Annotated in this window: 16 protein-coding genes; 7 read left to right on the forward strand and 9 right to left on the reverse strand. The window is 66.0% G+C overall.

What is annotated here, in order from left to right; genetic code table 11:
• Nucleotides 1-29: 29 nt before the first annotated feature.
• A complete protein-coding gene (locus DDE75_RS08120; RefSeq protein WP_108502081.1) occupies nucleotides 30-704 on the reverse strand; it encodes a cell division ATP-binding protein FtsE in 675 nt (224 codons plus the stop codon).
• A gap of 113 nt (nucleotides 705-817) precedes the next feature.
• On the opposite strand from DDE75_RS08120, the gene DDE75_RS08125 reads away from it, so the two are divergent.
• Entirely contained in the window at nucleotides 818-1,576 is a 759-nt protein-coding gene (locus tag DDE75_RS08125) for an MJ0042-type zinc finger domain-containing protein (RefSeq protein WP_108501876.1), read from the forward strand.
• 19 nt (nucleotides 1,577-1,595) lie between these two features.
• On the opposite strand, the gene DDE75_RS08130 is transcribed toward DDE75_RS08125, so the two are convergent.
• From DDE75_RS08130 to argH, 4 genes are read right to left on the reverse strand one after another with little or no spacing between them, the layout of a single operon-like run.
• Nucleotides 1,596-4,103: a DUF4175 domain-containing protein gene (locus DDE75_RS08130; protein WP_245894663.1), complete on the reverse strand. Its 2,508-nt coding sequence runs from the start codon at nucleotides 4,101-4,103 to the stop codon at nucleotides 1,596-1,598.
• Nucleotides 4,094-5,359 carry a diaminopimelate decarboxylase gene (gene lysA / locus DDE75_RS08135; RefSeq protein ID WP_108501877.1) on the reverse strand — a complete coding sequence of 422 codons (1,266 nt, stop codon included), beginning with the start codon at nucleotides 5,357-5,359 and terminating at the stop codon, nucleotides 4,094-4,096. The genes DDE75_RS08130 and lysA overlap by 10 nt, the downstream gene beginning before the upstream one ends.
• Entirely contained in the window at nucleotides 5,359-5,505 is a 147-nt protein-coding gene (locus DDE75_RS17250; protein WP_162798943.1) for a hypothetical protein, read from the reverse strand. The genes lysA and DDE75_RS17250 overlap by 1 nt, the downstream gene beginning before the upstream one ends.
• Complete coding sequence (gene argH / locus DDE75_RS08140; protein ID WP_108501878.1) at nucleotides 5,502-6,908, reverse strand: argininosuccinate lyase; 1,407 nt, start codon at nucleotides 6,906-6,908, stop codon at nucleotides 5,502-5,504. Before argH ends, DDE75_RS17250 begins: the two co-directional genes overlap by 4 nt.
• Nucleotides 6,909-6,930: 22 nt before the next feature.
• On the opposite strand from argH, the gene DDE75_RS08145 reads away from it, so the two are divergent.
• Nucleotides 6,931-7,491: a TlpA disulfide reductase family protein gene (locus DDE75_RS08145; protein WP_245894664.1), complete on the forward strand. Its 561-nt coding sequence runs from the start codon at nucleotides 6,931-6,933 to the stop codon at nucleotides 7,489-7,491.
• Here DDE75_RS08145 and DDE75_RS08150 read toward each other — a convergent pair.
• Nucleotides 7,469-8,044 (reverse strand): DNA-3-methyladenine glycosylase I, encoded by a 576-nt coding sequence (locus DDE75_RS08150; protein ID WP_108501879.1) that lies wholly within the window; start codon nucleotides 8,042-8,044, stop codon nucleotides 7,469-7,471. The genes DDE75_RS08145 and DDE75_RS08150 overlap by 23 nt on opposite strands.
• A 93-nt stretch (nucleotides 8,045-8,137) precedes the next feature.
• Here DDE75_RS08150 and DDE75_RS08155 point away from each other — a divergent pair, with 93 nt between their 5' ends.
• From DDE75_RS08155 to phbB, 3 genes are all read left to right on the forward strand, one after another.
• Complete coding sequence (locus DDE75_RS08155; RefSeq protein WP_245894665.1) at nucleotides 8,138-8,953, forward strand: EAL domain-containing protein; 816 nt, start codon at nucleotides 8,138-8,140, stop codon at nucleotides 8,951-8,953.
• Nucleotides 8,954-9,049: 96 nt separating this feature from the next.
• Nucleotides 9,050-10,222: an acetyl-CoA C-acetyltransferase gene (locus DDE75_RS08160; protein WP_108501881.1), complete on the forward strand. Its 1,173-nt coding sequence runs from the start codon at nucleotides 9,050-9,052 to the stop codon at nucleotides 10,220-10,222.
• 86 nt (nucleotides 10,223-10,308) lie between these two features.
• On the forward strand, nucleotides 10,309-11,034 hold the full coding sequence (phbB, locus tag DDE75_RS08165) for a beta-ketoacyl-ACP reductase (protein ID WP_108501882.1): 726 nt from the start codon (nucleotides 10,309-10,311) through the stop codon (nucleotides 11,032-11,034).
• Nucleotides 11,035-11,106: 72 nt separating this feature from the next.
• Here the strand turns inward: phbB and DDE75_RS08170 are convergent, their stop codons facing one another.
• A complete protein-coding gene (locus DDE75_RS08170) occupies nucleotides 11,107-11,271 on the reverse strand; it encodes a YdcH family protein (RefSeq protein ID WP_108501883.1) in 165 nt (54 codons plus the stop codon).
• A gap of 212 nt (nucleotides 11,272-11,483) precedes the next feature.
• Nucleotides 11,484-11,657: a putative signal transducing protein gene (locus DDE75_RS08175; protein WP_418304178.1), complete on the reverse strand. Its 174-nt coding sequence runs from the start codon at nucleotides 11,655-11,657 to the stop codon at nucleotides 11,484-11,486.
• A 111-nt stretch (nucleotides 11,658-11,768) separates the two neighbouring features.
• On the opposite strand from DDE75_RS08175, the gene DDE75_RS08180 reads away from it, so the two are divergent.
• The gene (locus DDE75_RS08180) at nucleotides 11,769-12,770 is read left to right on the forward strand and encodes a polyprenyl synthetase family protein (protein WP_108501885.1); all 1,002 of its coding nucleotides are present in this window, start codon (nucleotides 11,769-11,771) and stop codon (nucleotides 12,768-12,770) included.
• Between the two features lie 126 nt (nucleotides 12,771-12,896).
• Here the strand turns inward: DDE75_RS08180 and DDE75_RS08185 are convergent, their stop codons facing one another.
• The gene (locus tag DDE75_RS08185) at nucleotides 12,897-14,228 is read right to left on the reverse strand and encodes an ammonium transporter (protein ID WP_108501886.1); all 1,332 of its coding nucleotides are present in this window, start codon (nucleotides 14,226-14,228) and stop codon (nucleotides 12,897-12,899) included.
• 354 nt (nucleotides 14,229-14,582) lie between these two features.
• Between DDE75_RS08185 and DDE75_RS08190 the strand changes: the two genes are divergently transcribed.
• Complete coding sequence (locus tag DDE75_RS08190) at nucleotides 14,583-16,874, forward strand: transglycosylase domain-containing protein (protein ID WP_108501887.1); 2,292 nt, start codon at nucleotides 14,583-14,585, stop codon at nucleotides 16,872-16,874.
• The last annotated feature ends 22 nt before the right edge of the window (nucleotides 16,875-16,896 follow it).

A 16,896-nucleotide genomic window follows, 5' to 3' on the forward strand; every position in this document is an offset into this window, starting at 1 on the left:
CAGGTTCAATCCCAAGGATTTGCCGCCTCTCACAGATCCGCCCCCGCCAGTTGAAGGTTCCCGCCCGAGATGCGCAGCACCCGCGCCGTCACCTGCGCCTTAGTGGCGCGGATCAGGTTCAGGTCATGGGTCGCGACCAGCACGGTCTTGCCAGATTTGTTCAGCTCGATCAGCAGCTGCATCAGGCGCATGGACATGTCCCAATCGAGGTTGCCCGTCGGCTCATCCGCCAGGATCAGGTCCGGCGACAGGATGACCGCCCGCGCCAGGGCCGCGCGTTGGCGTTCGCCCCCCGACAGGGACGGCGGCAGCGCACGCGCGTGCTGCGACAGCTGAACCCAGCCCAGAAGGTCGCGCAGGGCGTCCATGTCCACCGGCTCATGCGCGACACTCAGCGGCAGGGCGACGTTTTCGGCGACGGGCAGGTGATCCAGGAACTGGGGTTCCTGGTGGACGACGCCCACGCGGCGGCGCAGGTCCGCGATATCGTCGCGCGACAGGTCGCGCAACTCATGGCCGAAGGCCGTCATCTGGCCCGCCGTCGGCAGCAGATCGGCATAGCACAGGCGCAACAGGGTGGTCTTTCCCGACCCCGACGGTCCGGTCAGGAAATGGAACATCCCCGGCTGCAGACTGAGCGTCATCCCCGACAGCAGTTCGGCCCTGCCGTGATAGCCGAACCCGACATCCCGCATCTCGATCAAGCGCCACCTCTTTTCCGTTTCAGCCCGTCTTTCGCGGGGCATTTGCATCCGGCGCGTCTTGGAAGCCGGACCTGCGCTTGATAGAACAGCCGCAGGACGATTGCGAGGGTGGCATGGCTGAATTTAGGTTGAACTGTCCGGGCTGCGGCGCGGAATATGTCGTGCCGCAGGATGCGATCCCCACCGCCGGCCGCGAGGTCGAATGCAGCCGCTGCGAACGCGTCTGGCAGGCGCAGCGACCCAAGGACCCCGCGCGACCGCTGGACCTTGCCGATTTCACCGCCCATCTGCCCGGGGAACAGGCGCCCCCACCGCTGCCACCGGCCAGCAAGCGGCTGTCGCCCGACATCCTCGACATCCTGCGCGACGAGGTGGAATACGAACGCAGCCTGCGCGCCGCCGAGGAAGACCCCGAAGCCCCCCGCCTCACCGTGCCGCAAGCTGCCATGTCCGACAGCGATTGGCCGGCCACCACCGTGACCCTGCCCGCGCAGGAAACCGACAAGCCAAGGGACAAACCTTCCGCCACACCGACGGTCATCCGGCATTCGCCGCCTCGCAGGCAGGCCCCCAAACCCGCGCCAAAGCCTGCCCCGGCCCCGGCACCCAGACCGGAGCCGGTCGCGCAGAAGTCCGACGCGGAGGAGGCCCGGCCAGCGCCCCTCCCCCCGGTGCCCGCCCGTCGCACGACGCGGGGATACGGGACCGGCTTCGCGATCTCGATGCTGGCGACGGCGGCATTGCTGGCGCTTTATGTCGCGACCCCGTTGATGGCCGCCAAGGGGCTGCCCCTGTCCGACCAGCTGAGCGGGTTTCGCGCCGAGGTCGATCAGGCCCGCCAATGGTTGTCGGCGACGCTGATCCCACGCTGAGGGCGCGGAGCCCGGCACCCTAGAACCGGTCGCCAAGCCGGTCCAGATAGTCCAGCTCGGCAGCGGAACGCCCGGGATCGCCCATCCGGCGGCGAATTTCATCCAGCAGGTCCTTGGCACGCGCGGCGGGGTTCTGACCCGGGCCATCGACGCCCTCTCCGGTGATCTGGTTGGTGCCGGTCGGCTGCTGGCGGCCAAGCGGGTCGGTCCCCGGATCGCCGCCCGCCCGACCGCTGCCATTCGCGCCGCCGGTCTGGCCCTGCTGCCCGTCTTCGCTGCGCTGGCCCTGCTGACCCTGTTCGGCCAGCATGTCGCCCATGGATTGCATCCCTTCGCGCATCGACTGGATGGCATCGGCCTGCCGCTGCATCGCGGTGCCGGTGTCGCCATCGCGCAGGGCCTGCTCGGCTTCCTCCATGGCGCGACCGGCGTCGTCCAGACGGTCGCGGGCCTGATCGCCGCGTTCCGAGCCCTGACCGGGCAGCAATTCGCGCTGGCGGTCAAGATCCTCGCGCAGGGCGCGCTGGCGGTCGGCCAATTCGCCGGTATCGCCCGGCTGCCCTTCGCGGAACTGGCGCTGCGCCTCGCGGAAGGCTTCGTCCGACAGCTGCTGCTGGTCGCGCAGGGTGTCTGCCAGCCGGTTCATCGGCTGACTGCCCTGCGATCCTTCGCCCTGCTGACCCTTGGACTGGCGCACCTGCAGGTTTTCCATCATGCGGTTGAACTGTTCCAGCAATTGCTCGGCCTCGGCCATGCGGCCTTCGTTCATCAGGCGCTGGATCTCCTCCATCATCTGCTGGATCTGGTCGCCGGTGATCTGCTGACCCTGTTCCTGGCCCTGGTCGGGGCTGTCGGCCTCGGGTGCCTCGCTTTGTTCTGCCAGCATGCGGGTGTAATCCTGCGTCGCCTCGCGCAGTTGGTCCATCAGCTGCTGTATTTCGTCCGGGCTGGCGCCGTTGCGGATGGCCTCGGACAGCTTTTCCTGCGCGTCGCGCATGGCCTGCAGCGCATCCGACAGACCGCCATCCTCAAGCTGGACGGCGGCCTCCCACAGGGCCTCGGCAAGGCGGTCGCGGGTCTGGACCGAGAATTCCGGCGCCTCCAGCAGACCGACGGCGCCGCGCAATTCATCGTATAGCGCGTCTTCGACGAAACCTTCGGGCTGCCAGGTCAGGGCGCGCAGGATCTCGGCGCTGCGGGGGGCATTGGCCCGCGCCCACAGTAGGTCTCGGCGCATCTCGATCAGCGATGCCGCCAGCGGGTTGAAGAACCGCCGCCCCGGCAGCGGGGTCGTTTGCGGGTCCGACCGGCCCGTCTGATCGATCCCGTCCTGCGCCTGCAGGGTCAGAGTGACCGGCAGGTTCGCCCAAGGGTGACGGGACAGGTCCTGCACCAGCTGCCCCGAGACATCGCGGCGATCGCGCGAGGGCAGCGGCAGCTCCAGCCGGATCGGATCGCGCGGGTCGGGATCGACAGCCAGACCGAAGCGGCGGTCCACGCGGCCCATGTCCAGCGCGATCACCGCCTGCGCGGTGGCAATCCCATGATCGTCGCTGGCGGTGAAATCCTGCATCATCCGCCCATCGGCGCGGCGCGCGGCTGCCTGTCCCAGCGCGATGCTGGGCGGCAGATCGGGCAGGACCGTGATGTCGAACCGCCGGTCCGCGACCTGCAGAGCCCCCGAGGTCTCGGCCCGGATGACCACCTGTTGCGGGTCGTCGCCCTGACGCGGGCCGATGTCCTGTTCCAGCGGCTGGTCTTCGCCATACAGACGAAGCTGCACAAGGCTGCCCTTGGGAAGTTCCAGCGCGTCCTCGCGCAGGGCGTTCAGATAGATCGTCGGGCGGCGGGTATAGGCGGGCGGCTCGGCCCATCCTTCCCACGCGGGGGCGGTCTGGGCGGTCTGTTGCGGAGCCATGCGCGGGGCGACGGTGGCGGCGATCGCGCCGATCCCCTGCCCCAGCTGCCCCAGGCCGCCGAAGATCAGCGCCATGACCAGCGCCAACAACGCGACCAGCCGCAGGGCCAGCGGATCGCGGCGTGCCAGTTGGGCGTCGGGGGCCACCGCGCGCGCCGATTGCGCCGCCTGCCGCATCTGCGCCAGATGCGCCTGCCACAGCGCGCCTTCGCTGCCGATGGCCGCGCGGTCCGACAGGGCCGTCAGCGGGCGTCCGGGCAGGCTGCGGTCCAGCCGCAGCATGGCATCCTGCGGCCCAAGGCGCCGCGCGTGGATGCCACCCGCGACCGCCGCAGCGATGACCGCCGCCAGCCAGACGCCGGCGATCCATGGCAGCAGGGCCGACGGCACGACCTGCGCCGCGCCAAGGGCCAATGCGGCAAAGCCAAGCGCCAGCAGTGCCGCCAAGGGCCAGAATGCCACGGCAATGCGTTCCCAGACCATGCCCCAACGGGTCAGGGCCAGGGCGCGGGTCACCGTTCCGCCCAGATCTGCGGGGATATCGCCTGTGGCCCGGGGACCATCGGTCCCCGGCAGTTCGGTTTTCTTCTGACGCCCGATCAAAGCCATTCCGGGATGCTATCCCGGGCCAGCATTTCCTCAAACGTCGGACGTGCGCGGATGACGGCGAAGTGATCCCCGCTGACCAGAACCTCGGGGACCAGGGGCCGGGAATTGTATTCCGAGGCCATCACTGCCCCATAGGCCCCGGCCGAGCGGAAGGCGATCAGATCATCCGCCGCCATCTTGGGCAGCTGCGCGCCCTTCTGGAAGGTGTCGCCCGATTCGCAGACCGGGCCGACCACGTCATAGGGCTGCACGGGTGCGGCCACGGCGGGTTCGACCACCGGCACGATGTCATGATGCGCACCATACATGGCGGGACGCAACAGGTCGTTCATGGCGGCGTCCACGATCAGGAAGTCGCGATCCTCGCCGTTCTTGACATAGATGACCTTGGACAGCAGCACGCCCGCATTGCCAACGATGTTGCGGCCAGGCTCGATCTCAATCTCGCAGCCCAGATCGCCGACGGTCTCGCGGATGACCTGCCCGTATTCCAAGGGCAAGGGCGGCGCGTTGTTGTCGCGGCGATAGGGGATGCCTAAGCCGCCGCCCAGATCCAGGCGCGTGATCGTGTGCCCATCCTCGCGCAGCGCGCGCGTCAGTTCGGCCACCTTCAGATAGGCGGCGCGGAAGGGTTCCAGATCGGTCAACTGGCTGCCGATATGCACATCGACGCCCACGACCTGCAGGCCCGGGAGGGTCGCGGCCTCGGCATAGACCTCACGCGCGCGGGCGATGGGGATGCCGAACTTGTTTTCCGACTTGCCGGTGGCGATCTTTTCATGGGTCTTGGCATCGACATCGGGATTGACACGGATGGCGATGGGGACGGTCACGCCCAGGCCATGGGCCACGCGCGACAAGACGCGCATCTCGGGTTCGGATTCGACGTTGAACTGGCGGATGCCGCCGCGGATGGCCAAGGTCATCTCATCCTCGGTCTTGCCGACGCCGGAAAAGACGATGCGGTCGCCCGGCACGCCCGCCGCCTTGGCGCGCAGATATTCCCCGCCCGAGACCACGTCCATACCCGCGCCCAGATCACCCATCAGCTTCAGCACGGCCAAGTTGCTGTTCGACTTGACCGCAAAGCAGACCAGGTGATCGGTCCAGTCCAGCGCCTGCCGGAACAGGCCGAAATGGCGGGCCAAGGTGGCCGCGGAATAGACGTAGACGGGCGATCCGACCTGATCGGCAATGCGCGACAGGGGAACGTCCTCGGCGTGCAGTTCGCCGTTCTGATACTGGAAATGGTCCATCAGATCCGCCCCATGACGCCGACGCGGGCATCACCGCTGATGGTCACGCCGGATTGGGCGGGCTTCTGGGCGGGACGTTCGGGGGGACCGTCGACGCCGCAGGCGGCCAGCGCCATCACGGCCACAAGGGACAGGCGGATCATCATGCCAGTTTCTCCTTCCAGCGGGCGATCTGGGCACGCACCTGATCGGGTGCGGTGCCGCCATAGCTCTGGCGCGAGGCGACCGAGTTGTGGACGCCCAGCACGCCGAACACGTTTTCGGTGATGTCGCCATGGACCGATTGCATGTCGGCCAGCGTCAGGTCGGGCAGATCGATGCCCTTGCCCTCGGCCATGGCAACCAGCGATCCGGTGACGTGATGGGCATCACGGAAGGGCAGGCCCAATTCGCGCACCAGCCAGTCGGCCAGATCGGTCGCGGTGGAAAATCCGGTCGCGGCGGCGGCTTCCAGATTGGCGGTGTTCGCGGTCAGGTCGGCCAGCATCCCCGACATGGCGGCCAGGGCCAGCATCAGATGGTCGGCGGCGTCGAAGACCTGCTCCTTGTCCTCCTGCATGTCCTTGGAATAGGCCAAGGGCAGGCCCTTCATCACCGTGAACAGCGCGACATTCGCCCCCAGGATGCGGCCGATCTTGGCGCGGATCAGCTCGGCCGCGTCGGGGTTGCGCTTCTGCGGCATGATCGACGAACCCGTGGACCACTTGTCCGACATGGACACGAAGCGGAACTGGGCGGAGGACCAGATGACCAGCTCCTCGGCCAGGCGCGACAGGTGGACGGCGCAGATGGATGCCGCCGACAGGAACTCCAGCGCGAAATCGCGGTCGCTGACGGCGTCGAGGCTGTTGGCCATGGGACGGTCGAAGCCCAAGGCCTGCGCGGTGGTGTGGCGGTCGATGGGATATCCCGTCCCGGCCAGTGCCGCCGCGCCAAGGGGCGATTCGTTCATGCGGGCGCGGGCGTCCTGGAAGCGCGACAGGTCGCGGCCGAACATTTCCACATAGGCCATCATGTGATGGCCCCATGTCACCGGCTGCGCGGTCTGCAGATGGGTGAAACCGGGCATGACCCAATCGGCACCGGCTTCGGCCTGACCCATGGCCGATCCGATCAGGGCGCGCAGACCGTCGATGGCGGCGTCGCACTGGTCGCGGACCCACAGGCGGAAATCGGTGGCGACCTGGTCGTTGCGGGACCGGCCCGTGTGCAGGCGCCCCGCCGGTTCGCCGATGATCTCCTTCAGGCGCGCCTCGACATTCATGTGGATGTCTTCCAGCGCTGTCTTGAAGGGGAAATCTCCGGCCTCGATCTCTGACAAGACGGTGAGCAGGCCTTCCCTGATGGCCGCCGCATCGTTATCGCTGATGATGCCTTGTGCTGCCAGCATGGCGGCATGGGCCCGGCTGCCCGCGATATCCTGGGCGTAGAGCCGTCGGTCGAAACCGATCGAGGCGTTGATCGCCTCCATGATCGCATCGGGACCGGCGGCAAAGCGCCCGCCCCACATGCTGTTGGCGGCATCAGTGCTGTCGGGCCGGTCGGTCATATGTCAGTCCTTCGGAGGTCACATGCTGCGTTCCGCCCTGCTTTATACGGCACTTGTTTTCGGTGCAAACACCGCCTTCGCCCAAAGCCCCGCCCCGGCCCCCGACTGGCAGGCCGCCAGGGACGGCGGGCTGCCGAAACTGGTCGTGGCCGAGGATGCCGCGCCGATCAGCCAGACAGAATTCACCGACATCGAGGGCAACGCCCACACCCTGGCGGATTACGAAGGCAAGGTCGTGCTGGTGAACTTCTGGGCCACATGGTGCGCGCCTTGCCGCGAGGAAATGCCCGCGCTGGACCGCCTGCAGGCCGAACTGGGTGGCGACGATTTCCAGGTCGTGACCATCGCCACGGGGCGCAACGCGCCCGCCCGCATCCAGTCCTTCTTCGACGAGGTCGGGGTCGAGAACCTGCCGATCCTGCTGGACCCGCGCCAGATGGTCGCCCGCGACATGGGCGTCGTCGGCCTGCCCGTCAGCGTGCTGATCGACCGTGATGGCAACGAAGTTGCGCGCTATCTGGGCGATGCCGAATGGGATTCGGATGTGGCCAAGACCCTGATCACCCAGCTGACAGCGCCCTGACCGCCTCATGCCGGTGGCAGGGGGTGGTGTGGTCGTTCACCATCCCCGTCGCCTGCATGAAGGCATAGGTGATGACCGGCCCGCAGTAATTGAAGCCCCGCCTCTTCAGCGCCTTCGACATGGCCGTCGATTCGGGGGTGGCGGTCGGCACGCTGGCCATGTCGGGCCATGCGTTCTGGATGGGCGCCCCCCCGACGAAGGACCACAACCAGGGGGCGAAGCCCTGTTCGGCCTCGATGTCCAGGAACAGGCGGGCGCTGCGGACGGTCGAGGTGATCTTGCCCCGGTGGCGCACGATGCCGGGATTGGTCAGGGCGCGGTCGATGCGGGCCTCGTCCCACAGGGCGACGCGGGCCGGGTCGAAGCCGTCGAATTCCTGTCGAAATGCCGGGCGCTTGCGCAGGATCGTGATCCAGCTGAGCCCTGCCTGAAACCCGTCCAGCACCAGTTTTTCCCACAGCGCGCGGCTGTCATGTTCTGGCACGCCCCAGTCTGTGTCGTGATAGTCGACGTAAAGCGGGTCACTGCCGCACCAGCTGCAACGAGCAAGCATCCGTTAACCCTGAGTTGAGAAAACACTGACGATTCACCGCAGATTAAGTCATCATGGCCAAACTGCAAGCAGAGCAGACAGATGGGGCCCGCCGTGAGCGACAGATACCAGAACAACAGTTCGCCGCTGGAAGATGCAATCCGACTTCAGGATCGCGTCACCCTTTCGGCCGTGGCGGCGGCGGTGGAAAAGGCCAGCGCGGTGCTGGCGTTCCAGCCGATCGTGCAATCCCAAAGCCCCAAGGCCGCCGCCTTCTGGGAAGGGCTGATCCGCATCATCGACGACAGCGGCAGGCTTGTGCCGCTGCGCGACTTCATGCCTCAGGCCGAAACCACGGAACTGGGCCGCAAGATCGATTGCCTGTCGTTGTCGCTTGGCCTGAAGACACTGGTCGAGGATCCCTCGCTGCGGCTGTCGATCAACATGTCGGCCCGCTCGATCCAGTATCCGGATTGGATCGACACGCTGCGGCGGGGCATTTCGGACGACCCGATGGTGGGCGAACGGCTGATCCTGGAAATCACCGAAAGCTCGGCCATGGGCATGCCGAACGAGGTGCAGCACTTCATGGCCGAGGTGCAGGGTTACGGCATCAGCCTGGCGCTGGACGATTTCGGCGCGGGCTATACCTCGTTCCGCTATCTGCGCGATTTCTGCTTCGACATGATCAAGATCGACGGGCAGTTCATCCGCGCCATCGCGGCCAACCCCGACAATCAGATCCTGACGCGGGCACTGCAATCCATCGCCCATCATTTCGACATGTTCACCGTCGCCGAATCGGTCGAGACCGCCGATGACGCCAGCTTCCTGATCGATCTGGGGATCGACTGCCTGCAAGGCTATTACTTCGGTGCGCCGACCATCGCACCGCCCTGGAAGAAACCGCCCTCGCGTGCGGCGCGCTGACAGGGTTCGCGGCATCGACGCTTGACGTTACGTTCCGAAACAGCATCCTGACCCCTGAAGGTCGGCCCGTCCGACCGCCTTGGGAAGGAGCCTACCATGTCCAAAGCCGTCATCGTCTCTGCCGCACGCACCCCTGTCGGCAGCTTTCTGGGCGCATTCGCGAATGTCCCGGCCCATGATCTGGGCGCCGCCGTCCTGAAGGAGGTCGTCGCCCGCGCCGGGGTCGATCCTTGCGAGATCAGCGAGACCATCCTGGGCCAGGTCCTGACGACGGCTCAGGGTCAGAACCCTGCCCGCCAGGCGCATATCAATGCGGGCCTGCCGCAGGAATCCGCCGCCTGGCTCATCAACCAGGTCTGTGGTTCGGGGTTGCGTGCCGTGGCCTTGGCCGCCCAGCAGGTCATTCTTGGCGATGCCAACATCGTGCTGGCCGGCGGTCAGGAAAGCATGTCGCTGGCCCCGCACGCCGCCTATCTGCGCGCCGGTCAGAAGATGGGCGACATGCAGATGATCGACACCATGATCCGCGACGGGTTGTGGGATGCGTTCAACAACTATCACATGGGGCAGACAGCGGAAAACGTCGCGGATCGCTGGTCGATCAGCCGCGATCAACAGGATGAATTCGCTGTTGGTTCGCAGAACAAGGCCGAGGCCGCGCAGAAGGCCGGCCGCTTCGCCGATGAGATCGCGCCCTATACCGTGAAGACCCGCAAGGGCGAGACTGTCGTCGATCAGGACGAATACATCCGCCACGGCGCGACAATGGACGCGATGCAGAAACTGCGCCCCGCCTTCACCCGTGACGGCACGGTGACGGCCGCCAATGCCTCGGGTCTGAACGACGGCGCGGCCGCCGTGATGGTCATGACGGAAGAGGAAGCGAACCGCCGCGGCCTGACGCCGCTGGCCCGCATCGCCTCCTATGCGACCGCCGGTCTGGACCCGGCCATCATGGGCACCGGCCCGATCCCTGCCAGCCGCAAGGCGCTGGAAAAGGCCGGCTGGTCGGTAGGCGATCTGGACCTGGTCGAAGCGAACGAGGCCTTTGCTGCGCAAGCCTGCGCCGTCAACAAGGACATGGGCTGGGACCCCTCCATCGTGAACGTGAACGGCGGCGCGATCGCAATCGGCCATCCGATCGGCGCCTCGGGGTGCCGCGTGCTGAACACCCTGCTGTTCGAAATGAAGCGCCGCGACGCCAAGAAGGGCCTGGCCACGCTGTGCATCGGGGGCGGCATGGGCGTCGCCATGTGCCTGGAACGCTGAGGCCAGCATCGGCGCGCAATTTTCTTGCGCGCCGGTCATTGAATAGCTAGCAATATTTTAACTGTTGTAACTACTGGGGGGTATCCATGTCGAAAGTCGCTTTGGTCACTGGGGGATCGCGGGGAATCGGCGCTGCTATCTGCAAGGCCTTGCAGGATGCGGGTTATGTCGTTGCGGCCAACTATGCCGGCAACGACGATGCGGCGAAGGCCTTTACCGATGAAACCGGCATCAAGACCTTCAAGTGGTCGGTCGCCGATTACGAGGCCTGCGCCGCCGGCATCGCGCAGGTCGAGAGCGAGCTTGGCCCGGTCGAGGTGCTGGTCAACAATGCGGGCATCACCCGTGATGCGATGTTCCACAAGATGACCCCGCAGCAATGGAAAGAGGTCATCGACACTAATCTGACCGGCGTCTTCAACATGACCCATGTTGTCTGGACCGGCATGCGCGATCGCAAGTTCGGGCGCGTCATCAACATCAGTTCGATCAACGGGCAGAAGGGCCAGGCGGGTCAGGCCAACTACAGCGCGGCCAAGGCGGGCGATTTGGGCTTCACCAAGGCGCTGGCACAGGAAGGTGCGCGCGCGGGCATCACCGTCAACGCCATCTGCCCCGGCTATATCGGGACCGAGATGGTCCGCGCCATCCCCGAAAAGGTCCTGAACGAACGCATCATCCCGCAGATCCCCGTCGGTCGCCTTGGCGAACCCGAGGAGATCGCCCGCGCCGTCGTCTTCCTGGCGGCCGAGGATGCAGGCTTCATCACCGGCTCGACCCTCAGCGCGAACGGCGGTCAGTTCTTCGTGTAAGGGGCATCGAAACGAAAGCGGCCCGCGCATTTTGCGCGGGCCTTGTCATGAATAGGTCTCAGTTCAACGGGATCAATTGGCAAGCCGGGTGATCTCTTCCTTGATGCGCAGTTTCTGGCGTTTCATCTGGGCAATTTCCAGATCCTGAGTTCCGGGACTTTTCTGTGCCCTTTCAACGGCATCGGAGAGGTTTTGGTGTTTCCTGCGAAGTTCCTCAACATGAGAAGCAACCGTCATTACATCCTCCTTGGATATGTTCGTCGAACATCTTGATTGCAGCACAGCGCGTCGATTCTGTCACGGGACTTTTGCAATTCACGGGCCGATCAGCGCAGCCTCGCGCAGGATCTGCATGGCGATCGGGCTGCGCAGCCGATTTGGTCGGGCCGGGCCGACATCCCCCTGCCCTTCTATACCGATGATGATCCGGAAAGCCGCCGACCCGCGGGTCAGTCGTCAAGCCCGTTGTCGCGCAGGATCGCGCGGGCTGCGAATTCGTCGCGGTCCGCGACCATCAGCCGCGCGGGCAGGATCCCGATCGAGCCTTCCAGCACGCTCATGTGCTGGTCCATCTGGAAGGGGACAATGCCCTCGGCCTCCAGCAGGCTGGTGGCTGCGGACATGCGCACGGGATCATTGCTGCGAAAAAGCTCTTTCATGGCAGGGACGTTAAGCCGCGGTTGCGAAATTGTCGATGGCATGGCAATGCAGGGCCGCAGATACGGGATTATGCCATGACTTTGCAGGAAAACGTCCGCAAACCGCTGGACCGGCTGTCGGAAGCGCTGAGCGATGAAATGGGGGCGGTGAACGCCCTGATCCGGGACCGGATGGCCAGCCGCCACGCCCCGCGCATCCCCGAGGTGACCGCCCATCTGATCGAGGCCGGCGGCAAGCGCCTGCGCCCAATGCTGACCCTGGCTGCGGCCCGGATGGTCGGCTATGGCGGGCCCTATCACATCCATCTGGCGGCGACGGTGGAATTCATCCACACCGCCACGCTGCTGCACGACGATGTGGTCGATGAAAGCAGCCAGCGGCGCGGGCGTCCGACGGCGAACCTGCTGTGGGACAACAAGTCCAGCGTGCTGGTCGGGGACTACCTCTTCGCGCGCAGCTTCCAGCTGATGGTCGAACCCGGCAACATGCGCACGCTGGAGATCCTGGCCAACGCCAGCGCCACCATCGCCGAGGGCGAGGTGTTGCAGCTGACCGCCGCCCAGGATCTGGCAACGACCGAAGACATCTATATCCAGGTGGTGCGCGGCAAGACGGCGGCGCTCTTCTCGGCGGCGACCGAGGTTGGCGGCGTCATCGCCGGTGCCCCCGCCGATCAGGTGCAGGCGCTGTTCGATTACGGCGACGCGCTTGGGATCGCCTTCCAGATCGTCGACGACCTGCTGGACTATGGCGGGGCGACGGAAACCATCGGCAAGAATGTCGGCGACGACTTCCGCGAACGCAAGCTGACCCTGCCCGTCATCAAGGCCGTGGCCAAGGCCGACGAACTGGAACGCGCCTTCTGGTCGCGGACCATCGAAAAGGGCGACCAGCGCGATGGCGATCTGGAACAGGCACTGGCCCTGCTGGCCCGCCATGGCGCGATGGATGCCGCCCGCGCCGATGCGCTGGCTTGGGCCGCCAAGGCCAAGGATGCCCTGCGCGTGCTGCCGGAACATCCGATCCGCGATATGCTGACCGATCTGGCCGATTTCGTGGTCAGCCGCGTCACTTGACAGCCGCCCCTAGTGAATTTCGACGCCCGGACCCGCAAAGGTCCGGGCGTTTTTCATTGTCCACTGAAACGCGGAAGGGGCGGGCCGCTTGCGCGACCCGCCCCCTCTCCGGGAAGAGACCTTGAATTACTTGGCCTGGACGAAGTCGGGATAGGCCTCCATGCCCATTTCCGAAATATCCAAGCCGCTGATTTCGGCTTCCTTGCTGACGCGGATGCCCATGGTCACCTTCAGCACCGTCCAGACGATGAAGCTGACGACGAAGACGAAGGCACCGACCGAGAAGACACCGATGGCCTGCGTAACGAAGCTGGTGCCGTCGTTCGTGGCGGGAACGATCATCGTGCCCCAGATGCCCGCGACCAAATGGACCGGAATGGCGCCGACGACGTCGTCGATCTTCAGCTTGTCCAGCATCGGAACCACGAAGACGGCCAGCGCACCACCGACGCCGCCGATCAGGATCGAGGCGAAGACGGTCGGGGTCAGCGGCTCGGCGGTGATGGCGACCAGGCCTGCCAGCGCACCGTTCAGCACCATGGTCAGGTCGATCTTGCCGTAAAGCAGCTGCGTCACGATGATCGCGGCAACGGCACCGCCCGAGGCTGCCATGTTGGTGTTGACGAAGATGCGGCTGACGTCGGCGGCATCATTGACCGAACCGATGGCCAGCTGCGACGCGCCGTTGAAGCCGAACCAACCCAGCCACAGGATGAAGGTGCCCAAGGTCGCCAGCGCCAGGTTCGAACCGGGCATCGGCTGCATGCGGCCGTCGGGACGATACTTGCCGGTGCGTGCGCCCAGCACGATGGCGCCTGCCAGGGCCGCGAAGCCGCCTGCCGCGTGGACCAGGGTCGAGCCTGCGAAGTCCGAGAAGCCCATCTCGCTCAGGAAGCCGCCGCCCCACTGCCAGCTGGCCTCGATCGGATAGATCACGCCGGTCAGGATGACGGTGAAGATCAGGAAGGGCCACAGCTTGACCCGCTCGGCCAAGGTGCCCGAGACGATGGATGCGGTCGTGGCGCAGAACATCAGCTGGAAGAAGAAGTCCGACCCGGCCGAATAGCCGTCATCGGCCACGCCCGCGCCGACGCCGTCGAGCCCCTTGGGGCTGAAGATCTCGCCGATGATGCCGTTGACGGTCCAGTCGCCCGGATACATCAGGTTGTAGCCGATCACCCAGTACATGATGCCCGCGATCGCGAACAGAGAGATGTTCTTGAACAGCTGCGTCGTCACGCTCTTCGAACGCACCAGGCCCGCTTCCAGCATGGCAAAGCCTGCGGCCATCCACATGACCAGGAAGCCGCCGATCAGGAACAGCAGCGTGTTGAAGATATAGACGACATCCGCGCTGACTGCGGCAGCCGCCTCCGCGGGCGCCGCGGCATCCTGCGCGGCGGCGGGAAACGCAGCCAGCGTCGCAAGTGTCGCGATGAGCGGAAGGGTCTTGTTCATGTGATTAAACCTCGCTTCGTGCCGCAGCCGCCGGTCCGGCTGCCATCGCCCCTTTCATGTGCAATTCCGCCGCGTCGGCAAAGATTGGCGCAGGGTCGGATGGCCGGGAAATCGCCACTGCCCGTTCCGCAGGCGCGGAATCAGGCAAAAGCCCATGAAAAAGGCAGTCTGTGTCCGCATGAAGGCCCCTGCTGCCTTCACCCTGTGCAAAGGCGCATGTGCGGACCGCAGCCGGGTTCCGCCCCCCGTCATCACGGATTGGTCACCCCAATTCCCCTGTCGGCAAACATGCTGTAGGCTGGGCGCAATCTCGGCCGGATCAACCGGCATGGCAAAGACGCAGGCATCCTAGGCATGAAAAGACCCACCGGAACCCCGACCCGCACGGGCAAGAGCCCTGTTGCCGACAAGCGCAACCTGGCGGACGACAAGACCGGAACCACGCGCCGCAAGGTGACCCGTCACAAGAACCGCAAACCCCGTCGGGGTGGCATCTTCGGCTGGATCGCGGCGCTGGTCACGCTGGTCTGGCGCATCGTCTGGGGATCGGTCTGGCGGCTGGCCATGGTGGTCGCGCTGATCATCGGCGCAGCGACGGCCTATTTCTATGTCACCCTGCCCGAGGCGTCCGACCTGTTCGACGGACGTGCGCGGGGCAGCGTCACCATGCTGGATCGCGACAAGCGCGTCTTCGCCTGGCGCGGCGAGACCTTCGGCGCCGTGAACAGCGAAAAGATCGCGCCGGTGCTGAAGCAGGCCGTCATCTCGACCGAGGACCGCCGCTTCTTCCGCCACTTCGGCGTCAGTCCGCGCGGCATCGCCAGCGCCATCAAGATCAACCTGGCCGCAGGACGCGGGCCGCTTGAGGGCAACGGCGGGTCCACCATCACCCAGCAGGTCGCCAAGCTGCTGTGCCTGGGCGAGACCTTCGATCCCACCCGCTTCAAGAACGAGGCCGAGTTCGAGGCCGACTGCCGGTCGGGCGGCGTCTGGCGCAAGATCAAGGAAGTCCCCTATGCCTTCGCCATGGAGGCGAAATACAGCAAGGACGACATCCTCAACATCTACATGAACCGCTCCTATCTGGGTGCCGGCGCGCGCGGCTTCGAGGCCGCCAGCCAGCGTTACTTCAACCGCCCCGCCAGCGAGGTGAATGCCCAGCAGTCCGCGATGCTGGCGGGCCTGCTGCGCGCGCCCAGCTATTACGCGCCGACCGCCAACCTGGCGCGCAGCCAGGAACGGGCCGACACCGTTCTGGGCCTGATGCACGAGGAAGGCTATCTGACCGACGAGCAGCTGGCGCAGGCTCGCGCCAATCCCGCCGAACTGTCACAGGCAGCCGAGGCCCGCGCGGGGGGCTATTTCGCGGATTGGCTGATGGAATCGGGTCCGGGCTTCCTGACCAGCGAAACCACCGAGGATGTCACCATCACCACGACCTTCGACCAGCGCATCCAGCGCGCGGCGGAACGTGCGCTGAAGCGGGTCTTCGACGAAAAGGTCAAGGACGGCTCGACCGCCGAGGCCGCCGTCGTCGTCATGTCCGCCGACGGGGCCGTGCGCGCCATGATCGGCGGGCGCGACACCACGGTGAACGGCGCCTTCAACCGCGCCACTCAGGCCAAGCGCCAGACGGGGTCCAGCTTCAAGCCCTTCGTCTATGCGGCCGCGCTCGAGGCAGGCTATTCGCCCAGTGACCGGATCGAGGACGGCCCCCTGACCATCCGCATTCCGGGCGGCAAGAACTGGTCGCCCCAGAACTATACCCGCCGCTATTACGGTCAGGTCACGCTGACTGACGCGCTGAAGCGGTCGTTGAACACCGCCACCATCCGCCTGCAGGAGGTCGTCGGCCGCGATGAGGTCATCCGCGTCGCCCATGATTTCGGCATCGTCAGCAACCTGACCCGCAGCCCCTCGCTTGGCCTTGGCGCATCCGAGGCGACGCTTCTGGAACTGACGGGCGCCTATGCGGGCATCCGCAACGGCGGGACGTCGGTCGCGCCCTATGGCCTGGTGGAACTGAACGTGCAGGGCGATGATCACCCGTTGATGGGCCAGACCGGCGGCTTCGGCGAACGCGTCATCAGCCAGCGGGCGGCGGGACAGCTGATCTACATGATGCAGCAGGTGATCGATTCGGGCACCGGCGGTCGCGCCAAGCTGGGGTCGCGCCCGGTGGCGGGCAAGACCGGCACCACCAGCAGCTATCGCGATGCCTGGTTCGTCGGCTTCTCGGAGCAATATGTCACCGGCGTCTGGATCGGCAATGACGACAACAAGCCCCTGACCGGCGTGACCGGCGGCGGTCTGCCTGCCGAGATCTGGCAGGGCGTGATGTCTGAGATCCACGACGGCCTGCCCGAGCTGCCCCTCTCGACGGTTTCGCCGGACGGCAGCGGCATCATCATGTCCAGCGGCGGCACCACCCCCAAGGTCGTGACCAGCGGATCGCCCGACGATCCCTTGGCCGCCGCGCTGGCAGGCGTGATGAACGGCGTGAACGGTCAGGATCAGGGTGGCCGCACGATCACCGCGCCGGGTGAAGGCGGCGGCAACCCGGCGGCCACGCCAGGCGACAGCAGCAGCGCCAGTTCGGATGATGCCCTCAGCCGCGCCTTGAACGGCATCCTGTCGGGGAACTGACAGGCGCCGGGAACAGGAAAAG

Source organism: Paracoccus indicus, assembly GCF_003056335.1.
Classification (GTDB): Bacteria; Pseudomonadota; Alphaproteobacteria; order Rhodobacterales; family Rhodobacteraceae; genus Paracoccus; species Paracoccus indicus.

Excerpts from the sequence above, each read along its gene's own strand:
- DDE75_RS08125 (WP_108501876.1), top strand. The coding sequence starts at position 818 with ATGGCTGAATTTAGGTTGAACTGTCCGGGCTGCGGCGCGGAATATGTC.
- DDE75_RS08130 (WP_245894663.1), bottom strand. The coding sequence starts at position 4,103 with ATGGCTTTGATCGGGCGTCAGAAGAAAACCGAACTGCCGGGGACCGAT.
- lysA (WP_108501877.1), bottom strand. The coding sequence starts at position 5,359 with ATGGACCATTTCCAGTATCAGAACGGCGAACTGCACGCCGAGGACGTT.
- DDE75_RS17250 (WP_162798943.1), bottom strand. The coding sequence starts at position 5,505 with ATGATGATCCGCCTGTCCCTTGTGGCCGTGATGGCGCTGGCCGCCTGC.
- argH (WP_108501878.1), bottom strand. The coding sequence starts at position 6,908 with ATGACCGACCGGCCCGACAGCACTGATGCCGCCAACAGCATGTGGGGC.
- DDE75_RS08145 (WP_245894664.1), top strand. The coding sequence starts at position 6,931 with ATGCTGCGTTCCGCCCTGCTTTATACGGCACTTGTTTTCGGTGCAAAC.
- DDE75_RS08150 (WP_108501879.1), bottom strand. The coding sequence starts at position 8,044 with ATGCTTGCTCGTTGCAGCTGGTGCGGCAGTGACCCGCTTTACGTCGAC.
- DDE75_RS08160 (WP_108501881.1), top strand. The coding sequence starts at position 9,050 with ATGTCCAAAGCCGTCATCGTCTCTGCCGCACGCACCCCTGTCGGCAGC.
- phbB (WP_108501882.1), top strand. The coding sequence starts at position 10,309 with ATGTCGAAAGTCGCTTTGGTCACTGGGGGATCGCGGGGAATCGGCGCT.
- DDE75_RS08170 (WP_108501883.1), bottom strand. The coding sequence starts at position 11,271 with ATGACGGTTGCTTCTCATGTTGAGGAACTTCGCAGGAAACACCAAAAC.
- DDE75_RS08175 (WP_418304178.1), bottom strand. The coding sequence starts at position 11,657 with ATGTCCGCAGCCACCAGCCTGCTGGAGGCCGAGGGCATTGTCCCCTTC.
- DDE75_RS08180 (WP_108501885.1), top strand. The coding sequence starts at position 11,769 with ATGACTTTGCAGGAAAACGTCCGCAAACCGCTGGACCGGCTGTCGGAA.
- DDE75_RS08185 (WP_108501886.1), bottom strand. The coding sequence starts at position 14,228 with ATGAACAAGACCCTTCCGCTCATCGCGACACTTGCGACGCTGGCTGCG.
- DDE75_RS08190 (WP_108501887.1), top strand. The coding sequence starts at position 14,583 with ATGAAAAGACCCACCGGAACCCCGACCCGCACGGGCAAGAGCCCTGTT.